Genomic DNA, 15,292 nt, shown 5'->3' with positions numbered 1-15,292 from the left:
CACCCGATGGTGATCACAGGCTTCGAGGTTCTGCTGCTCGGCCTACCGGTCGATGAGCCTCTCGCGGGCGGACCATCCAGACCGAACGCGAGCAGGCCCACGGTGCTGCTTCTGCTGCGTACCGACGAAGGCGTGGAGGGTATCGGTTTCACCTTCCTTGGCGCGGGTCTTTCTCGCGCATTGAAAGTGGCCGTGGAAGACATGGCGGAAATGTGCCTCGGGCATGACCCGCTTGATCCTGCGCCACTATTCGAAAAGATCAGCGCCCTCGCGGGCGGCTCTGGCCCAGCGGGTATTTTCACGCTTGCTCAGGCGGCTCTCGATATCGCTTTGTGGGATATCAAGGGCAAGGTGGCGGGACAGCCGCTATGGCGATTGCTTGGGGCGAAGGGCACACCGGTGCCGGCTTATGCCAGCGGAGCCATGATGCGGGATTTCGATCTCGACATAGTCCTGCGGGCATGCCGTCGCCTGACCGACGACGGCCACCGGCAGGTCAAGATGCAGCTTGCCCTGCCTGGCGCTTACGATCGGGACAGGGAGGTGGATCGAATTCGTCGGGTTCGAGAGGCGCTCGGCGAGGATGTCGAACTGATGTGCGACGTCAACCAGCGCTGGACTGTCCAGCAGGCGATCGAAATGGGCCGTGCGATGGCTGAATTCAACCTTTGCTGGCTCGAGGATCCGATCGCCCATGGCGACCTGCGCGGGCAGGTGGCGGTGAACGGCGGGCAGCCCGTCCCGGTCGCGACCGGCGAATTCATCTATCGGCTCAACGGCTTCGACCAACTCTTGAATGCCGCGCCGCCGGACTACGTGATGATCGATCCGTTTCGCGCAGGGGGAATAACGCCGTGGCTCGCCATCGCGGAACTGGCGCAGGTTCACGGCAAGCCGGTCGTAAGCCACCTCGCGCCCGAGGTGCAACTTCATCTCGTCGCCGCGATTCCAAACGGCCGGACGGTGGAATACATGCCATGGTCCATCGCCATGTTCCGGGAAGTCCCCTGGCCGCGAGATGGATATCTGCACCTGGGAGAAGCGCCCGGGCTCGGTCTGGACATCGATGTCACCGCTGTCAAACGATATCGTTTGTAAGGTCGCGACGGATATGTGCGTGAGCTTGTTCTTTCCCCTCGGGTTCGAGTATGCGGAGGAAACATGCGTATTTGGCTCGTAACGGGGGCCAGCAAGGGGCTTGGCTCAGCTATCGCCCGTGCCGCGCTCGCTCGTGGAGACCGGGTGGCGCTGGCGGGACGCACAATGTCCCCGGCAGACCCGGTATTTGCTGAATTTCCAGACACGGCATTGCCTGTGGCGCTTGATGTCAGCAACTCCGAAAGCATTCGTGCAGCCGTTCGCAAGGTGGAACAATGGGCGGGCCGCATCGACATATTGGTGAACAATGCGGGGCAGCGAATTCACGGCGCGATCGAGGAGACGTCCGACACGAGCCTGCGCGCCCTATTCGACGTCAATTTCTTCGGAGTCGCTACGCTGATACGCGAAGTGCTGCCTTCGATGCGCGAGCGCGGCAGTGGGTTCATCATCAACATTGGCTCTGTGGCCGGATTTGTCTCAAATCCCGGAACTGGCGCGTATTGCGCCACCAAGTTTGCGCTGGAAGGCTTAACGGAAGCACTCCGCAAGGAGGTCGCCAGCATGGGCATCAGGGTGTCTATGGTCGCGCCGGGCGGAATGCGCACCGGTTTCAACGGTCCTTCGATCTGGCAGGCGGATGTCCGGATGGAGGCCTATCAGGCGACCGCCGGCGCACGCACGGACGAACTTGGGCGCAATGCCGCTCGCAGGGGCAGCGACGTACGCGCCGTGGCAGCGGCCGTATGGAACCTGGCGAGCGAGGCGGATCCGCCCTTGCACCTTATCCTCGGCGCGGATGCCATCGAGCGGATCGACGAGAAGCTGTCGCTCCTGCGATCGCAACTGGCGAAGGCCAACCCCCTGACGGAAGATTTCAGTGACAACAGCAGCAACGCGTCCTCTTGTGGCACGGTCGATCCCGGAGTTGAAAATGAGCACACTTGACGTCCTGTTGGCAAAGGATGCCATCCGCGAAGCGATGGCGAAATACTGCCATAACCTCGATGCCTGCAATTTCGCTGGAGTCGCCTCCCTGTTCGCCGAGGATGGCTTATGGGAAACCGATTATGGCGCCGCGACGGGGCGAGGCGAGATCGAAGCCTTCCTGGCGACGGTCGTTCCAACGAAGGGAAACGGTCCCCAGCGCAAGCACTACATCTGCAACACCGCGATCGAGGTGGCGGGCAAGGAGGCATCCGCCGTTTCCGATTACCTCATCGTCAGGGAATCGGAAGCTGGACTGATCCCGGTGATGGGCGGCACCTACAAAGACAGCTTCAAGGAAGTCGGCGGCCAATGGCTGTTCAGCAGGAAATTCCTCATCCACGACATTGCAGGCGACATGGGGCTGCTGAACAAGCGCTGACCTCAATTGGGTCGGTCGCCCGGGCGCAGAAGTCGCGAGGCCATTTGAGCCGTGCCTGTCTTGCGCCTGCCGTCGGCGCGTAGGCATAGAGCAATGGCGAGCACGTTTGTGCCCGAAGATGCGCTGGAGCGCATCGGCGCCGTGCAAATCGCGCCAGATCCGAAACTCCCTCACTCGGTCCTAGACATCTGGCCGGCCCAGGCGATGGCCGAATTCATATCCGTGCAAAGTGAGCGACGTGATCTTTTCTGAACCGGGGCAAGGACGCCGCGCCGGGGCCGGTGGGCTATTTCCAAATCTGGTTGAATGCAGGCCAATTTCATTGTCCGGAATTCGGCGGATTCAAGCGCGCAGGCAAAGGCCGCTGCTTGGTATGATTTTCACATCAGACTGAAGAGCGCCTTGGCGCACTTTCACCATCGGGAGGGGGTGTAATGTCGATGATATCCAAGAATTCGATCCACAAAACCGTGACGCGCCGACAGTTTTTGAGAAACTCGGCAGCGGTGGGCATCGGTTTGGCCGCGCCAAGTCTACTGACGACCCGCTCTCGGGCCGCTGAATCTCTTGTCTATATCGGATATGGCGGTTCGACGCAGGACGTAATCAACAAGGTATTCATCGAATCGTTCACCAAGGAAACCGGCATCGAGATCATCTCCAATCCCGGCGCAGACCTGGCCAAGTTGAAGGCGCAGGTGCAGACCGGAAATATCGAATGGGACCTTGTCAATCTTATCGGGCCGCAAGCGTCGGCAGCTGGCAATGATGGGCTGCTGGAGGAGATTGATTATGCGGTTGTCCACAAGAACGGGCCGCTTGAGCGGGGCCAGTCCAAATTCTTCAACACCTATTATTTTTCCCGGGGCGGCATAGGCTTCAATCCCGAGAAATTCCCCGCCGGCAAGCATCCGACCGGTTGGGCGGAATTCTGGGACATCGAACGTTTTCCCGGCAGGCGGGGACTGCGCTCGCGGCCCGAAGACAATTTGGAGATGGCCTTGATAGCAGATGGCGTCGCTCCGCGGGATGTCTATCCCATCGATGTCGGTCGCGCGTTCGCGTCGCTCGACAAGATCAAGCAGAGCGTTGCGCACTGGATCGCGGAAACGCCCCAGACCGTGTCACTCCTGCAGAACAATGAGGTGGATTTCGTATTCACCTACAGTTCACGCATCGAGGCCGCGCAGAAGCAGGGGTCTTCGGTCGATTTTGCCTACGGGCCGAACTTCCTGACGCCGGGAACGCACGTAATCCCCAAGGGGACAAAGAAGCGCGACATCGCCATGCAGCTTATGGGGCATTTCCTGCGGCCCGACCTGCAAGCCGAATTCTGCAATCAGACCGGTTCCACTCCTATACATCCGGGCGCGGTTCCGCTCATGAAGGCGGAGGTTCAAGCCAATCAGCCGAAATTCGACGATCCAGAAGTCATGTTCGTGGATGTCGACTGGTGGGCCCAGAATTACGTCGAGACGAGCCGTCGCTTTCTCGAGTGGCGCTTGACGTGACGTTCACATCCACCCGGTCGGTGACGGCGTTCGCGTGAGTGCGGCCGAATGATCATATTTGTCCTTCCCATCGCGGCATTCTTTGTCGTTTTCTTCCTGCTGCCGCTCGGGATGGTCGTTCTGGCCAGTCTGTTCGATCCGGTCCTGACCGGGTCGAACTACCAGGAACTGTTCACATCGCTGCTCTACGTGCGAGTTCTGCGTTCGACCCTTGAGATCAGCGGCCTGTCGACGATCGTGACGCTTCTGATCGCCTACCCGGTGGCCTATCATCTCTACAAGCAGCCGCCGCGGCGACGTACAATGCTGATGACGTTGGTCCTGCTGCCGTTCTGGACCAGCATTCTCGTCAAGAGCTTCGCCTTCACCGTGCTGCTAGGGCAGGACGGCGTCATCAATACCATTGCCCGCGCCCTGTTCGGCCCCGAGACCGGATTGAAGCTGCTCTTCAACCGACCGGGGGTTATCATAGGTATGGCTCACTACCTGCTGCCCTTCATGATCTTCGCCATACTGACCAGCCTGATGGCCCAGAATCCGGATTTACGAAGAGCGGCCGAAGTGATGGGAGCGGGCCGGCTGAAGATATTTCGCAGCATCACGCTGCCGCTCAGCCTGCCGGGCGTCGGCGCCGGCTGTCTCATCTGTGTCGTCCTGTCGCTGGGGATGTTTGTGACGCCGGCGCTGCTTGGCGGGCCGAAAGACATGATGCTGGCCAATCTGGTGGAGATGCATATCCGGCAGACGCTGGACTGGGGCTTGGCTGCCGCCCTTACGGTGATGCTGATCGTCATGACGGCGGCATTGAGCGCTCTCATTTCGCGTATCAGGGGCGGGGGGCTGGGAAATCATGGCTGAACGACTTCCCGGCGCCGCATCACTCGCGGAACGCTTCCTTCCACGTATCGGAATCGCGGCGGCCATTTTCGGCTACGTGTTTCTCGTCCTGCCGAGCCTGATCGTCATTCCGATGTCGTTCGGCACAGGAAGCGAACTCGTATTCCCGCCCCGTTCGTATTCGCTCGAACTCTACCGGCAGTATTTCCAGGAATCGACCTGGATGGCTGTCACCGCGCAAAGCGTGAAGGTAGGCCTGGCGACCATGGCCGCGTCGCTAGTATTGGGATTTTCCGCCGCGTACGGGATCACCAGGGCCGATTTCACAGGCAAGGGACCGCTGACGATCCTGCTGCTCAGCCCGATGTTCATGCCCCACATCGCCATTGCGCTCGCGATGTATCTCTACCTGTCACAGCTCGGCTTGGTCGGCACCACTTTCGGACTTGTCGCGGCCCATACCGTGGTTACGGTTCCCTTCGTCATAGTCACCGCCTTCACCGGCCTTCGCTACGTGGACCGCAACCTTGAACTGGCCGCGCAAACGATGGGAGCGGGCAGACTGCGCATCATCTGGAAAGTCGTGCTGCCGCTGGTCGTGCCTTCGCTTGTCGTGGCAGGCCTGTTCGCCTTCCTTCTGTCGTTCGATGAGGTCGTTATTTCCTACTTCATCTCGAGCGTTCAATCGGAAACGCTGCCGGTGAAGATGTACAGCAGCATCCATTGGGAGATTTCTCCGGTTCTCGCGGCGATTTCGAGTCTGCTGACTGTCCTGTCGTTCGGCGCGTGCGTCGCGATGTCCTTGCTGCAAAGGAATGACCGATGACGGAAGCGATGGTCCGGCTGGACGCCGTCGGGAAAGACTATGGCGCCGTGCGGGCGCTGTCTCCCACGTCCCTGGAGATTGCCAAGGGTGAATTCCTGACGCTGCTCGGACCGAGCGGTTCCGGCAAGACCACAATCCTCAACCTGATATCGGGATCGATCGCCGCTTCAGCGGGGACGATCTGGATAGGAGGGCGCAACGTCACCGGATTGCGGCCCAACCAGCGCGAACTTGGCATGGTGTTCCAGAACTATGCGCTGATGCCGCATATGACCGTGTTCGAGAATATCGCCTTTCCTCTCAGGGTGAGGAAATGCTCCGAGACGGAAATAAGGAAAAAGGTGGACGAAGTTCTCGATGTGATCCGGTTGGGCGGCTACGGGGCGCGCAAGCCGAAGGAACTGTCCGGTGGTCAGCAGCAGCGCATCGCCATTGCCAGGTGCCTCGTCTACAATCCGGATCTGATCCTGATGGACGAGCCGCTCGGCGCGCTCGACAAGAAGCTTCGCGATCAGTTGCAGCTCGAAGTTAAGCGCATCCACCGGACACTGGGCGTCACTCTGCTCTATGTCACGCATGACCAGAGCGAGGCGTTGGTCCTGTCCGACCGCATCTGTCTGATGAACGGGGGCCAGGTGGAGCAGATCGGGACCCCTGATGATCTGTATTTCAGGCCGCGGACCGTCTTCGCCGCCGATTTCCTCGGAGAATCCAACATTCTCGACGTTTCTGTCGTCTCCAGTGGAACAGAGGCGAAGCTGTCTACCCGGAGCGGCTTCCAGATAGCGGGCGTTGCGACGTCCTTGTCCGCGCCCACGGCCAAGATCATGATCCGCCCGGAATCCTTCGCCCTCGCAACGGATGGCGAACAGGGGCCGAATACCGTTACCGGTGCGGTGGAAGATGTTACCCTTACGGGTGGTGTCGTCGATATCCAGGTTCGCCTGGGCGATGCCGAGACGGTCAATGTGCGGCGACTGACGACCAGGGATTTCCGTGCGATGGAGCGTGGCCGGCCTATCACGCTCAGCGTCAAGCCAAGCGACGTGATGGTGCTGGAGTGATCGACCGGAATCTCCGGCACGTATTGTGCGACGAGCAATGCCCGTCGCACAATTTTTCGGCAAGGTAAGACTATCTATGGAGAGCTCGCGGCGAGCGCGGCCGCTACCCGCCCTGATGTTTCCGCCCCACGAAACTGGGACTGTATTCAGAAGAACCTGTGCACCTGAACGGCGAAGGTCGCGACTTCGGGAGCTTCCTGTTCGAGCCGGGCCGCATTCGCGACGACTGACCTATCGTCGCGAACCCATAGCTCCGCCAGGGCGCTCACCCCGAAGCCGATGAATGGGACGGCACTACTGGGGGCCGCTCCCTGCTCGAGGATAGTATGCGAGATCGAGCCAAGGACGCCATCGAGCTCGGCGATGACGTCCGGCAGGGCGAAGACTCCCCTGTCCCCCGGGACCAGAAGAAGCTGCTTGATCGCGGTTTCGGGTCCGGCCGGCGCCTGCGCCCCACCATCGTCGCTGATCACCCGTGCGACGGCGCCGATGAAAAAAAGGGAATCCTTGTTGCAAGCCGCCATTTCGGGCGAGCCATGCGACAAGCGACGGCTTTCCGGGCTGTCGAAGGCAAGCACGGGAAATCCATCGACGCGGAGCCGGCGTGCCACGTCATTCGTTCCGGGCGCGTCGGCAACTACATGGTTCTGGTCGTATTTGCGCGCGCCGGGCAATTTCGCCGTCAATGGCCCATGAGGATCGAGCCAATGGCTTTTAAATGCGGCGGGCGAAATGTCCTCCCGGCGGCGGATCAGGCTGGTGGATATAATCATTTCGAGGTTTTCGGAAGATTTCTCAACGGCTTGCGGTGGATTTCAGTTAACTGGCAGCCGCCGCCAGGTCGTCGAAGAACGGGTCCGCCGCCACCGCCGGTACTTTCAGGAACTCATCGTGCCAATCGGCCAGTGCCTGACGCCCCGTGCGCCAGTCGAGCGTGCCAAAACGAAAATTCGAGTAGGACAGGGCCGTGCCGATGGCTGCGTGGCCGATCGAGAACGGCGTCGCGATCAGGTCGGGTACTTCGTCGTTCATCCGGTCCAGGACGTTTTGATGTTTGGTCTCCAGCGCGGCGACGAATTCAGGTGACTTCAAGGCGCCCGGCCGGTTCCGCTCCGTGAACCAGGCCAGAAGCAAGTCGATCGTGCCGTGGCCCAGCGCCAAGCGGCGCAACGCCTCCACGCGCGCCTTTCCTTGCTCGGGAAAGAGACGCGGCCCTTGATGGCAGCCGTCGAGATATTCGCAGATGACACGTGAATCATAGATCGCGCTGCCATCGTCGAGAACCAGTGTCGGAATCTTGGTCAGCGGGTTGTCCCGCATCAGATCCGGCAACGGTCGGTAGATGTCGACGACCGTGTTCATCAATTTGATGCGCTGAGCCAGACCCGCCCAATGGATCGCAACCATGACAAGACGCACATATGGAGAGCGGTGGGAATAATAGAGTTTCATCGGTCGCATCCTTCGATCGGGCTAGGCTTGGCTCAACACGCGACGCTTTAAGAAGCCGTCGATCGCGTCGGCGATTTCCTCAGGTGTCTCGACCGTCTGGTGATGGCTCGTCTCGATGGTGACGAACTCGACGTCCGGGATGGAACGCATGACGTTGCGCACATATTCGGGGGAGCGGAACACATCTAGCGTGCCGCCGATACCAAGTGCCGGGCATCGCACGGCCTCGACGTAGTGGGCGATGTCCATGTCGATCAACAATTCGTAGTGAGCGACGAAGCTGTGAGGGTCATTGCCGAGCCAGCGCGCCCGGAAGGCGCGGAATCGTTCGGGATCGCGCTCGCGCAACACTGGCGGGTATCCGCTTGCCATCGCACCGTCGACGATGGATTGCATCCCGTCACGCAATACGTTCTGGAGCATGGCGCGCCGGCTGGGCCGATCTTCCGGCTTCATGTCGATCGCCGGACTCATCACGACGACTGCCGACGTCCGTTCCGGAAAACGCGCGGCGAACGCGAAGGCCGTCGCCGCGCCCAGGGCGCATGCCGCGAGCGCCACCGGCTCCCTCAAGCCGAGCGCATCGAGGAGCGCCAGGAGATCGTCGCTCAGCAATTCGACCGACAGTTCGCCGCCTACCTTCGCCGACAGGCCGCAGCCACGCGTATCGTAGCGGAGAACCCTGAACCTCTGCGCAAACCGTGGCGCGACCATATCCCAGTTCTCGATCATGCCTCCCATCTCATGGATCATCACCAGGATGGGGCCGCTCGCGCCATGCAGGTCGTAGCGCAGCGATGTGCCATTGACCTCGATATAGTCCATTTCCGTCCTCCCAGGCTGTGAAGCCCCATAATCACTATTCCGCGGGATGCGGCTTTGTCCGTGCGAGCGGCGCGGTACGCTCGATCGGAAGGCAGAGCAGGATGACGATCGCGACGCAGCCGAGCCCGGCCAAAGCCAGCAGCCCGCCTTCGAAACTCCCGGTCAGCGTCTTGACGTAGCCTACGATGTAAGGCCCGGTGAACCCGGCTACGTTAGCGATGGAATTGATGGCCGCTATGCCCGCGGCGAGGGCCGGTCCGCGCAGGAAGGTGTTCGGTATGGCCCAGAACGGGCCGAGATAGGCAAACATGCCGAAGCCGGCGATCGATATGGCGGTGATCTTTAGAACGGGATCCGACAGCATAGTGGAAACGATCAGGCTGATGACGGCCACCGCGATGGCGATCGCAGTGTGTATCTTACGCTCGCCGCGAGTATCCGAACGCCGTCCCCACCAGATCATGCCAACGGCGCCCACGACATAGGGCAGGGCTGCGACGAAGCCGGTCGCAAAGGCGGACAGGCCGAAGCCGGATATGATCTGCGGCAGAAAAAAGCTGACGCCGTAATTCGTGATGACTGCTCCGAAGCACACGAGACCGAGGGCCAGGACCCTGGGGCTTTTGAGAGCCGCGGCGATGCTGTGGTGGCCGCCCGCGTCCTCCTTGTTCTCGGCATCCATGCGGGCCTGCAGCCAGTTGCGCTGGTCCGGTTCAAGCCATCCCGCTTCCGCGGGCCTGTCGGTCAGATACCAGAAGACAATCACCGACAGCACGATCGCGGGCACCGCTTCGATGATGAACAGCCATTGCCAGCCGGTAAATCCGAGCATGCCGTCCATTCCAAGAATTATCCCAGAGAGAGGGGCTCCAATCACTGTCGAGAGCGGAATGGCTACCATGAAATAGCTGGAGATGCGCCCACGATATCCGGCAGGGAACCAGAGAGACAGATAGAAGACGACCCCCGGGAAAAAGCCGGCTTCGGCAATGCCGAGCAAAGCCCGCAGGATGTAGAAACTGGTCTCGCCGGTCACGAATGCCATGGCGCCCGAGACCAGGCCCCAGGTCAGCATGATCCGCGCGATCCAGCGCCTCGCGCCCACCTTTTCCAGTATGATGTTAGAAGGCACCTCGAACAGGGTGTAGGTGATGAAGAATATCCCGGCGCCGAAACCATAGGCCGCTGCCGAGAGGCCGAGGTCAGCGTTCATTCTTATCGCGGCGAAACTGACATTGACGCGATCGAGATATGCGATGAGATAAGCTGCGATCAGCAGCGGAACCAGGCGCCACGTCACACGCGCCATCGTGGCTTGTTCCTGTTCCATGCCTTCCTCTCGGTGTCGCAACCGTTCATCCCGCCGGCTACGTGATCTTCGCGGAGTCAAGCCATGCCACCGCCACGATCGCAGCGTTGGGCTTCTGCCCTGAAGCACGGCCAGCTTGTTTGAAGTGCCGGGGCGAATGCTTGCACGGCTGTCTTGAGCGGACAATAAATCTTGCCGGTAATTTCAATGGATGAAAGGGCGCGAGCATAAGCGATCCCTGTCGCCGCAAACGGCAAGCGCGGTTTGCTTTAATCCACGTCCCTCAATCGCCGAACAGTTCGAAATCTGGTTCTGTTGCAACGTTTTGAATACCGGCACTGCGGCAAGGATTTTTGATGCCTACTCTGCCGGTCGAACCCCACGAGACCTAGCTGGTGATCTCAACGCGATGGGATAGCGCCGCCACGAGGAACACGCTGGAACGGCTCCACCATCAATGGAAATGCCCAACGCGGGGTGGGTCTGCTCTTTAACGAACTCTACGTTGGTCGAATTATTTGGAACAAGATCCGAATGGTGAAAAACCCCGATACTGGCAAGCGCGTCTCCAGGCCAAATCCGAAGGACCAGTGGCAGACGAAAGAGGTTCCGCATCTTCGCATTGTCAACGACGACGTCTGGCAAAAGGCACAGGCACTCAAAGTCGCGAGGGTGAACGCATCCTTTCATTTCAAGCGTCGCTCGGCTCACCTGTTATCCGGCCTACTTCGCTGCGGCATCTGCGGATCGGGCATGTCGGTTCATGATCGTGACAAGACGGGCAAAACGCGCATCAGGTGCTCCGCCGTTCGTGAAAGCGGAGCTGCTCCAATCGGCGCATTATTTACCTGCCCGAGATCGAGAGGGCAGTCCTTGATGGCATGCGCGAGCAGCTGAAAGCCCGGGACCTGATTGAGGCATACATCCGCAAATATAACCAGGAGCGCCGAGAATTGGCGGCTCGGGCGAACTCGATGCGCTCAGCGCTAGAAGGCAAGCGCGATCGGGTAAAAGGCGAACTTCAGCGGACGATCGACCTTGTGATCAGGGGCGTGATTGCTGAAGAGGATGCCAAGCAGCGGATCGCAGGACTCAAGACACAGCTTTCTCGGATCGAAGGGCAATTCGGTGGTCTTGATGAGCCACCACCAACCGTGGCTCTCCACCCGGCGACCTTGCAGCGGTATGTCAAAACCGTCGACGATCTTTCGACCGCGTTGGCCGACCACGCGACTGCTCCAGATGATCGTGGCCCGCTCATCCAAAATTTTCGGCAACTTGTTCACAGCGTCACGTTGCACCCAAAACCTGCACGTGAAGGCTTCGAGATCGAGATCGAGATCGAGATCGAGATCGAGATCGAGATCAAGGGCAAGCTTGCCGCCCTTGTTGGCGGAGCAGCGTTCCCTACAGCACGGTATATCGGAAAGCCCATCCCAATAGCCGGCCGCTGTGATGCGGCGGTCGGACACGATAGTGGGTGAGCGACCCGAGACATAGGTGACGTTTTGTACCGGACACATGGGTAACACTTTTGGCTTTTGGCCGGAGGTGTTGATGCCGTGGAGAGAGTGTTCGGTGATGGAGGAACGTCTATGCTTCGTGGCCCGTCTTCTGGACGGGGAAGGCATGAGCGATGTGTGCCGGGAGTTCGGCATCTCGCGCAAGACGGGCTACAAGATCTTCAATCGCTACAAGGATGAGGGCCTTGAGGCACTGACGGACCGCTCTCGGCGGCCGGTGCGTTATGCCAACCAACTGCCGGTCCAGATCGAGCGGATGATTGTGGAAAACAAGCAAGAGAAGCCGCACTGGGGCGCCAGGAAGATCAGGGAGTTGCTGATCAGGAAACTGGCCGGCGACGTGCGCATTCCGGCCAAGAGCACGGTTCATGCCGTGCTCGACCGCCACGGCCTTGTGAGCCAGGCCCGCAAGAGGAACCGGGCGAACAAGGCCGCGGGCACGCAACTGTCACAGGCGATGCAGCCCAACGATCTCTGGTGCGCCGATTTCAAGGGCGAGTTCAAGCGCGGCAACGGCCGCTACTGTTACCCCCTGACCGTCACCGACCAGGCTTCGCGCTATCTGCTGGCCTGCGAAGCCCTTGAAGCGACAAAGGAGGTTCCAGTCATCGAGGCTTTCGTCCGGCTCTTCAAGGAACGTGGCCTGCCGGAAGCGATTAGAAGCGACAATGGCCTTCCCTTCGCAAGCCCCAACGGCCTCTACAATCTATCGAGGCTGTCGGTGTTCTGGCTGAGGCTCGGCATCGCCATCGAGCGCATCCGGCCTGGCAACCCGCACGAGAACGCTCGCCACGAGCGCATGCACCGCACGCTCAAGGCCGAAACGACCCGGCCGCCGGGCATGAACACCCTCCAGCAGCAGGCCAGGTTCGATGCTTTCATGAGCGAATTCAATGACGAGAGGCCCCACGAGGCCATCGGCATGAAAGTGCCAGCCGAGCTCTACAGAGGCTCTTCAAGAGCCTATCAAGGCCTCCCCGGGCTGGAATATCCCTTCCATGACAAGGACATTCTCGTCACCGCCTGCGGCCGCATCTGCATGCACAGGAAGAAGATAAACATCTCCACCGTGCTCGCCGGCCAGAGGCTCGGCATCAGCGAAGTCGACGACGGCATTTGGCTCGTCTCCTTCATGCACTATGATCTGGGATATATCGACCTGGAACAGAGGACCTTGCAGACCATCGACAACCCGTTCGGCACGAGGTTGTCACCCATGTCTTAGGTACATTCTGTTACCTATGTCTTCGGGCCGTCCAATCGTAATTTTCTTGGTTGCCAGACTAGGCTGAACTCGCCACCATTGAAATGATTGATGATTTTCATGCGTTCGCCATCCGGATTGCAACTGTCGCCACATAAGTCTCGATTCCCGATGGCCGTCGCCACATGAGTTTCCACTCATTGCCGGAGCAGTTACCAGAACACAACTGCAAGGTTGTATTGGCTATGCTGATCGATAGCGTGGTTCGTAGTTCGAAGTCGCTGACTGACATTGTGCTGGTCGAGATGTCAGCGTGCGGCTATTAGCCGTCAGAGTTCGTCACCACACCAAGGCAAGAAATCAATGGCTCAGGAATTCCTCGGGAGCACTATCCGTTCGTTCGCGGTCGCCGGATTTACAGGGTCACCCGCTGCAGTGGGTGTCGTGTTGGTCGACTATCAGGACAGCCGTCACACATGGCTGTTTGACAAGGCCTCAGCTCGAATCTTCAGTGATAACTTGCTGAAACATCTCGGTCGGCATTTCACAGATATTCGCGGGCAGCTTCAACAACTCGACCACGATTCCCTTGAGCGGCTAAATGCCATTGCCGAGGATTACGCCAGGTTCAAACCGACCGTCGAAGCGTCGGTTTTGACGGTCGCGAACAGAGGCACCTACAAAAAGTTCAGCTCATTCGATGCAGTGAACGACGGCATTGTAGTCGATATCACTGGCCTAGATGACGCCACGGAGCGCTTTTCCATCCTTCCGCATCTTGCTTTCAAGTTGGCGGATGAGGTTCGAGCCGCGGAATCCAGAATCTGAAATCCTGCCGTCGAATCCCGGAGAGATCGAGACCTGGAACGTCACGCTCCCAAGTTCGGCCGCCAGCCCTGGATCGATGGATTTCGCGGGTGAGATGATGTCGACATGACTGTCGAGCAGCCTGCGAATGTTGCTGGCAAGATCGGCTCGTCCCGTGACGTTATTTGCAAGCATCTGTCGCCTCCACATCCCTGAGTAGGATGTTCTCGATTTTCGGTCGGCGCAATCAGGAACGGATATCTGCGTCGACACCTTCGGATTGATACCTGCGGATCGGTGCCTTGATTGCGTTGGCTAGCGCCCAGCCGGGCGACTACTCCTAAGAGCGGCATCTACCTTTTCAGCGAGGGTAGCAAGCATCTCTACGTAGGACGCTCAAACCGGATTGCCGAGCGGTACCGACTCCATTGTGGGCCATCGGCCAAAGAAAATCAGGCTTCCTTCGCGTGGAAGCTCACCGCCGAAGTTATGGAACACAAAGCCACCTATCGGAAGGGCGAAGGGCGCAAGGACAAAATCGTCATCCCGGAATTTGCGGATGCATTCCGGCTCGCCAAGGAGCGCATACGCGCTATGGAATACAGGTTTGTCGAGGAAGCCGACCAGACCAGACAAGCCTTGCTTGAAGCCTATCTGCGTCGACGGCCGATCCCTCGAAAAGTGCCTCGAATTCCTTCCTGGCAAGAAGGCCCGCCGCGCTTGACTGAGGAGACGGTGCAGCCGCCTTGGGAAAACGTCGCCTTGAGGCTGTGAAAAGCGGGCATGACAAAAGGTTTCGCAACCGCAGCCCCCTCTAGCGTCGTAAGATTCATGGCGATCTTCAATTAAGGAACGGATTCATGGATCGAGAACCCGCCGACATTCAGCAGGCGCACCGCGTTTACATCACCGCTGTTGAACGGCTGCAACTTGTCGCACATTATCTCGACCGCGCTCATATGGGGCGATCGGCGACCGATTCGGAGTTGGCAGACCTTCATGGTCGGCGCAAAGCGAAAGAGACGGCGCTCCGCAAGATTTGCACGTGGCCTTGTCCAGACTTTGCAACGCTGCGCAGCAAGGCAAAGATCCTGCACGGAATACTGGCGAGCGGCGAGACGTTGGGAGGGAACGAACAGAAGGCCTTGGTGCAGTCGATCTTGCAGATGGATACGCAAGGGTCGACTCCGGCCATTCGGGACAGTTCAGTGGGCCGTGAAATCCAAGGCCGAAGTGCTCGAATTAATGTGGCACAACGTCAAGATAGGCGACCCGCCAGATATTAGGCAGATCTAAACAATTGCACGGGTGGTAAGCCGACACTGCTCTGCGCAAGGCCCATCATAAGGGTCGGCAGACAACGCACATGCCCTAGTTCCCGAAAACTCCTCGCAGAAAGGCACGGACATCGTTTTCGGATTGATCGGCCGCAGCCGCATTGTACTCCACCCGGTGACCATACTCCTC

Annotated in this window: 17 protein-coding genes; 13 read left to right on the top strand and 4 right to left on the bottom strand. The window is 59.4% G+C overall.

Translation table 11 applies throughout. The annotated features are described in order from the left end of the window. Window positions 1-6: 6 nt before the first annotated feature. The 7 genes from FJ428_RS08020 to FJ428_RS07990 all read left to right on the top strand — a co-directional run bounded on the left by FJ428_RS08020 (window position 7) and on the right by FJ428_RS07990 (window position 6,705). Window positions 7-1,098 (top strand): mandelate racemase/muconate lactonizing enzyme family protein, encoded by a 1,092-nt coding sequence (locus tag FJ428_RS08020; RefSeq protein ID WP_140879222.1) that lies wholly within the window; start codon window positions 7-9, stop codon window positions 1,096-1,098. 63 nt (window positions 1,099-1,161) lie between these two features. Further along, window positions 1,162-2,046: an SDR family NAD(P)-dependent oxidoreductase gene (locus FJ428_RS08015; RefSeq protein WP_140879221.1), complete on the top strand. Its 885-nt coding sequence runs from the start codon at window positions 1,162-1,164 to the stop codon at window positions 2,044-2,046. Then, on the top strand, window positions 2,033-2,467 hold the full coding sequence (locus tag FJ428_RS08010) for a nuclear transport factor 2 family protein (protein WP_140518043.1): 435 nt from the start codon (window positions 2,033-2,035) through the stop codon (window positions 2,465-2,467). Before FJ428_RS08015 ends, FJ428_RS08010 begins: the two co-directional genes overlap by 14 nt. Window positions 2,468-2,901: 434 nt before the next feature. After that, the gene (locus FJ428_RS08005) at window positions 2,902-3,978 is read left to right on the top strand and encodes an ABC transporter substrate-binding protein (protein WP_140879220.1); all 1,077 of its coding nucleotides are present in this window, start codon (window positions 2,902-2,904) and stop codon (window positions 3,976-3,978) included. A 48-nt stretch (window positions 3,979-4,026) separates the two neighbouring features. Next, window positions 4,027-4,836 (top strand): ABC transporter permease, encoded by an 810-nt coding sequence (locus tag FJ428_RS08000; protein ID WP_140518045.1) that lies wholly within the window; start codon window positions 4,027-4,029, stop codon window positions 4,834-4,836. Next, on the top strand, window positions 4,829-5,641 hold the full coding sequence (locus FJ428_RS07995; RefSeq protein ID WP_140518046.1) for an ABC transporter permease: 813 nt from the start codon (window positions 4,829-4,831) through the stop codon (window positions 5,639-5,641). The genes FJ428_RS08000 and FJ428_RS07995 overlap by 8 nt, the downstream gene beginning before the upstream one ends. After that, window positions 5,638-6,705 carry an ABC transporter ATP-binding protein gene (locus FJ428_RS07990; RefSeq protein ID WP_140666714.1) on the top strand — a complete coding sequence of 356 codons (1,068 nt, stop codon included), beginning with the start codon at window positions 5,638-5,640 and terminating at the stop codon, window positions 6,703-6,705. The genes FJ428_RS07995 and FJ428_RS07990 overlap by 4 nt, the downstream gene beginning before the upstream one ends. A 146-nt stretch (window positions 6,706-6,851) precedes the next feature. On the opposite strand, the gene FJ428_RS07985 is transcribed toward FJ428_RS07990, so the two are convergent. From FJ428_RS07985 to FJ428_RS07970, 4 genes are read right to left on the bottom strand one after another with little or no spacing between them, the layout of a single operon-like run. Continuing rightward, window positions 6,852-7,478 carry an EthD family reductase gene (locus tag FJ428_RS07985; RefSeq protein WP_140518048.1) on the bottom strand — a complete coding sequence of 209 codons (627 nt, stop codon included), beginning with the start codon at window positions 7,476-7,478 and terminating at the stop codon, window positions 6,852-6,854. A gap of 46 nt (window positions 7,479-7,524) precedes the next feature. Continuing rightward, window positions 7,525-8,157, bottom strand: a complete 633-nt coding sequence (locus FJ428_RS07980; RefSeq protein ID WP_140518049.1) for a glutathione S-transferase — start codon at window positions 8,155-8,157, stop codon at window positions 7,525-7,527. Between the two features lie 21 nt (window positions 8,158-8,178). After that, window positions 8,179-8,982, bottom strand: a complete 804-nt coding sequence (locus tag FJ428_RS07975) for an alpha/beta hydrolase (protein WP_140879219.1) — start codon at window positions 8,980-8,982, stop codon at window positions 8,179-8,181. 34 nt (window positions 8,983-9,016) lie between these two features. Then, window positions 9,017-10,312, bottom strand: coding sequence for an MFS transporter (locus tag FJ428_RS07970; RefSeq protein ID WP_140879218.1), 1,296 nt, complete (start codon window positions 10,310-10,312; stop codon window positions 9,017-9,019). A 393-nt stretch (window positions 10,313-10,705) separates the two neighbouring features. Here FJ428_RS07970 and FJ428_RS07965 point away from each other — a divergent pair, with 393 nt between their 5' ends. The 6 genes from FJ428_RS07965 to FJ428_RS07940 all read left to right on the top strand — a co-directional run bounded on the left by FJ428_RS07965 (window position 10,706) and on the right by FJ428_RS07940 (window position 15,111). After that, entirely contained in the window at window positions 10,706-11,188 is a 483-nt protein-coding gene (locus tag FJ428_RS07965; RefSeq protein ID WP_224518911.1) for a recombinase family protein, read from the top strand. Further along, the gene (locus FJ428_RS07960) at window positions 11,173-11,775 is read left to right on the top strand and encodes a hypothetical protein (protein WP_140879216.1); all 603 of its coding nucleotides are present in this window, start codon (window positions 11,173-11,175) and stop codon (window positions 11,773-11,775) included. Before FJ428_RS07965 ends, FJ428_RS07960 begins: the two co-directional genes overlap by 16 nt. Window positions 11,776-11,848: 73 nt before the next feature. After that, on the top strand, window positions 11,849-13,039 hold the full coding sequence (locus FJ428_RS07955; RefSeq protein WP_140879215.1) for a helix-turn-helix domain-containing protein: 1,191 nt from the start codon (window positions 11,849-11,851) through the stop codon (window positions 13,037-13,039). Window positions 13,040-13,381: 342 nt separating this feature from the next. Next, window positions 13,382-13,846: a hypothetical protein gene (locus FJ428_RS07950; RefSeq protein WP_140879214.1), complete on the top strand. Its 465-nt coding sequence runs from the start codon at window positions 13,382-13,384 to the stop codon at window positions 13,844-13,846. A 285-nt stretch (window positions 13,847-14,131) separates the two neighbouring features. Continuing rightward, the gene (locus tag FJ428_RS07945) at window positions 14,132-14,599 is read left to right on the top strand and encodes a hypothetical protein (protein ID WP_140879213.1); all 468 of its coding nucleotides are present in this window, start codon (window positions 14,132-14,134) and stop codon (window positions 14,597-14,599) included. 86 nt (window positions 14,600-14,685) lie between these two features. After that, complete coding sequence (locus FJ428_RS07940; protein WP_140879212.1) at window positions 14,686-15,111, top strand: hypothetical protein; 426 nt, start codon at window positions 14,686-14,688, stop codon at window positions 15,109-15,111. Window positions 15,112-15,292 lie beyond the last annotated feature (181 nt).

The sequence above is a fragment of the Mesorhizobium sp. B2-8-1 genome, assembly GCF_006440955.1.
In the GTDB taxonomy this organism is placed as follows: Bacteria; Pseudomonadota; Alphaproteobacteria; order Rhizobiales; family Rhizobiaceae; genus Mesorhizobium.
This window is presented reverse-complemented; position numbering and strand designations above follow the sequence as displayed.

What these genes read in the sequence shown, in the direction of transcription:
- FJ428_RS08020 (WP_140879222.1), top strand. Translation starts at nt 7, where the DNA reads ATGGTGATCACAGGCTTCGAGGTTCTGCTGCTCGGCCTACCGGTCGAT.
- FJ428_RS08015 (WP_140879221.1), top strand. Translation starts at nt 1,162, where the DNA reads ATGCGTATTTGGCTCGTAACGGGGGCCAGCAAGGGGCTTGGCTCAGCT.
- FJ428_RS08010 (WP_140518043.1), top strand. Translation starts at nt 2,033, where the DNA reads ATGAGCACACTTGACGTCCTGTTGGCAAAGGATGCCATCCGCGAAGCG.
- FJ428_RS08005 (WP_140879220.1), top strand. Translation starts at nt 2,902, where the DNA reads ATGTCGATGATATCCAAGAATTCGATCCACAAAACCGTGACGCGCCGA.
- FJ428_RS08000 (WP_140518045.1), top strand. Translation starts at nt 4,027, where the DNA reads ATGATCATATTTGTCCTTCCCATCGCGGCATTCTTTGTCGTTTTCTTC.
- FJ428_RS07995 (WP_140518046.1), top strand. Translation starts at nt 4,829, where the DNA reads ATGGCTGAACGACTTCCCGGCGCCGCATCACTCGCGGAACGCTTCCTT.
- FJ428_RS07990 (WP_140666714.1), top strand. Translation starts at nt 5,638, where the DNA reads ATGACGGAAGCGATGGTCCGGCTGGACGCCGTCGGGAAAGACTATGGC.
- FJ428_RS07985 (WP_140518048.1), bottom strand. Translation starts at nt 7,478, where the DNA reads ATGATTATATCCACCAGCCTGATCCGCCGCCGGGAGGACATTTCGCCC.
- FJ428_RS07980 (WP_140518049.1), bottom strand. Translation starts at nt 8,157, where the DNA reads ATGAAACTCTATTATTCCCACCGCTCTCCATATGTGCGTCTTGTCATG.
- FJ428_RS07975 (WP_140879219.1), bottom strand. Translation starts at nt 8,982, where the DNA reads ATGGACTATATCGAGGTCAATGGCACATCGCTGCGCTACGACCTGCAT.
- FJ428_RS07970 (WP_140879218.1), bottom strand. Translation starts at nt 10,312, where the DNA reads ATGGAACAGGAACAAGCCACGATGGCGCGTGTGACGTGGCGCCTGGTT.
- FJ428_RS07960 (WP_140879216.1), top strand. Translation starts at nt 11,173, where the DNA reads ATGCGCGAGCAGCTGAAAGCCCGGGACCTGATTGAGGCATACATCCGC.
- FJ428_RS07955 (WP_140879215.1), top strand. Translation starts at nt 11,849, where the DNA reads ATGCCGTGGAGAGAGTGTTCGGTGATGGAGGAACGTCTATGCTTCGTG.
- FJ428_RS07950 (WP_140879214.1), top strand. Translation starts at nt 13,382, where the DNA reads ATGGCTCAGGAATTCCTCGGGAGCACTATCCGTTCGTTCGCGGTCGCC.
- FJ428_RS07940 (WP_140879212.1), top strand. Translation starts at nt 14,686, where the DNA reads ATGGATCGAGAACCCGCCGACATTCAGCAGGCGCACCGCGTTTACATC.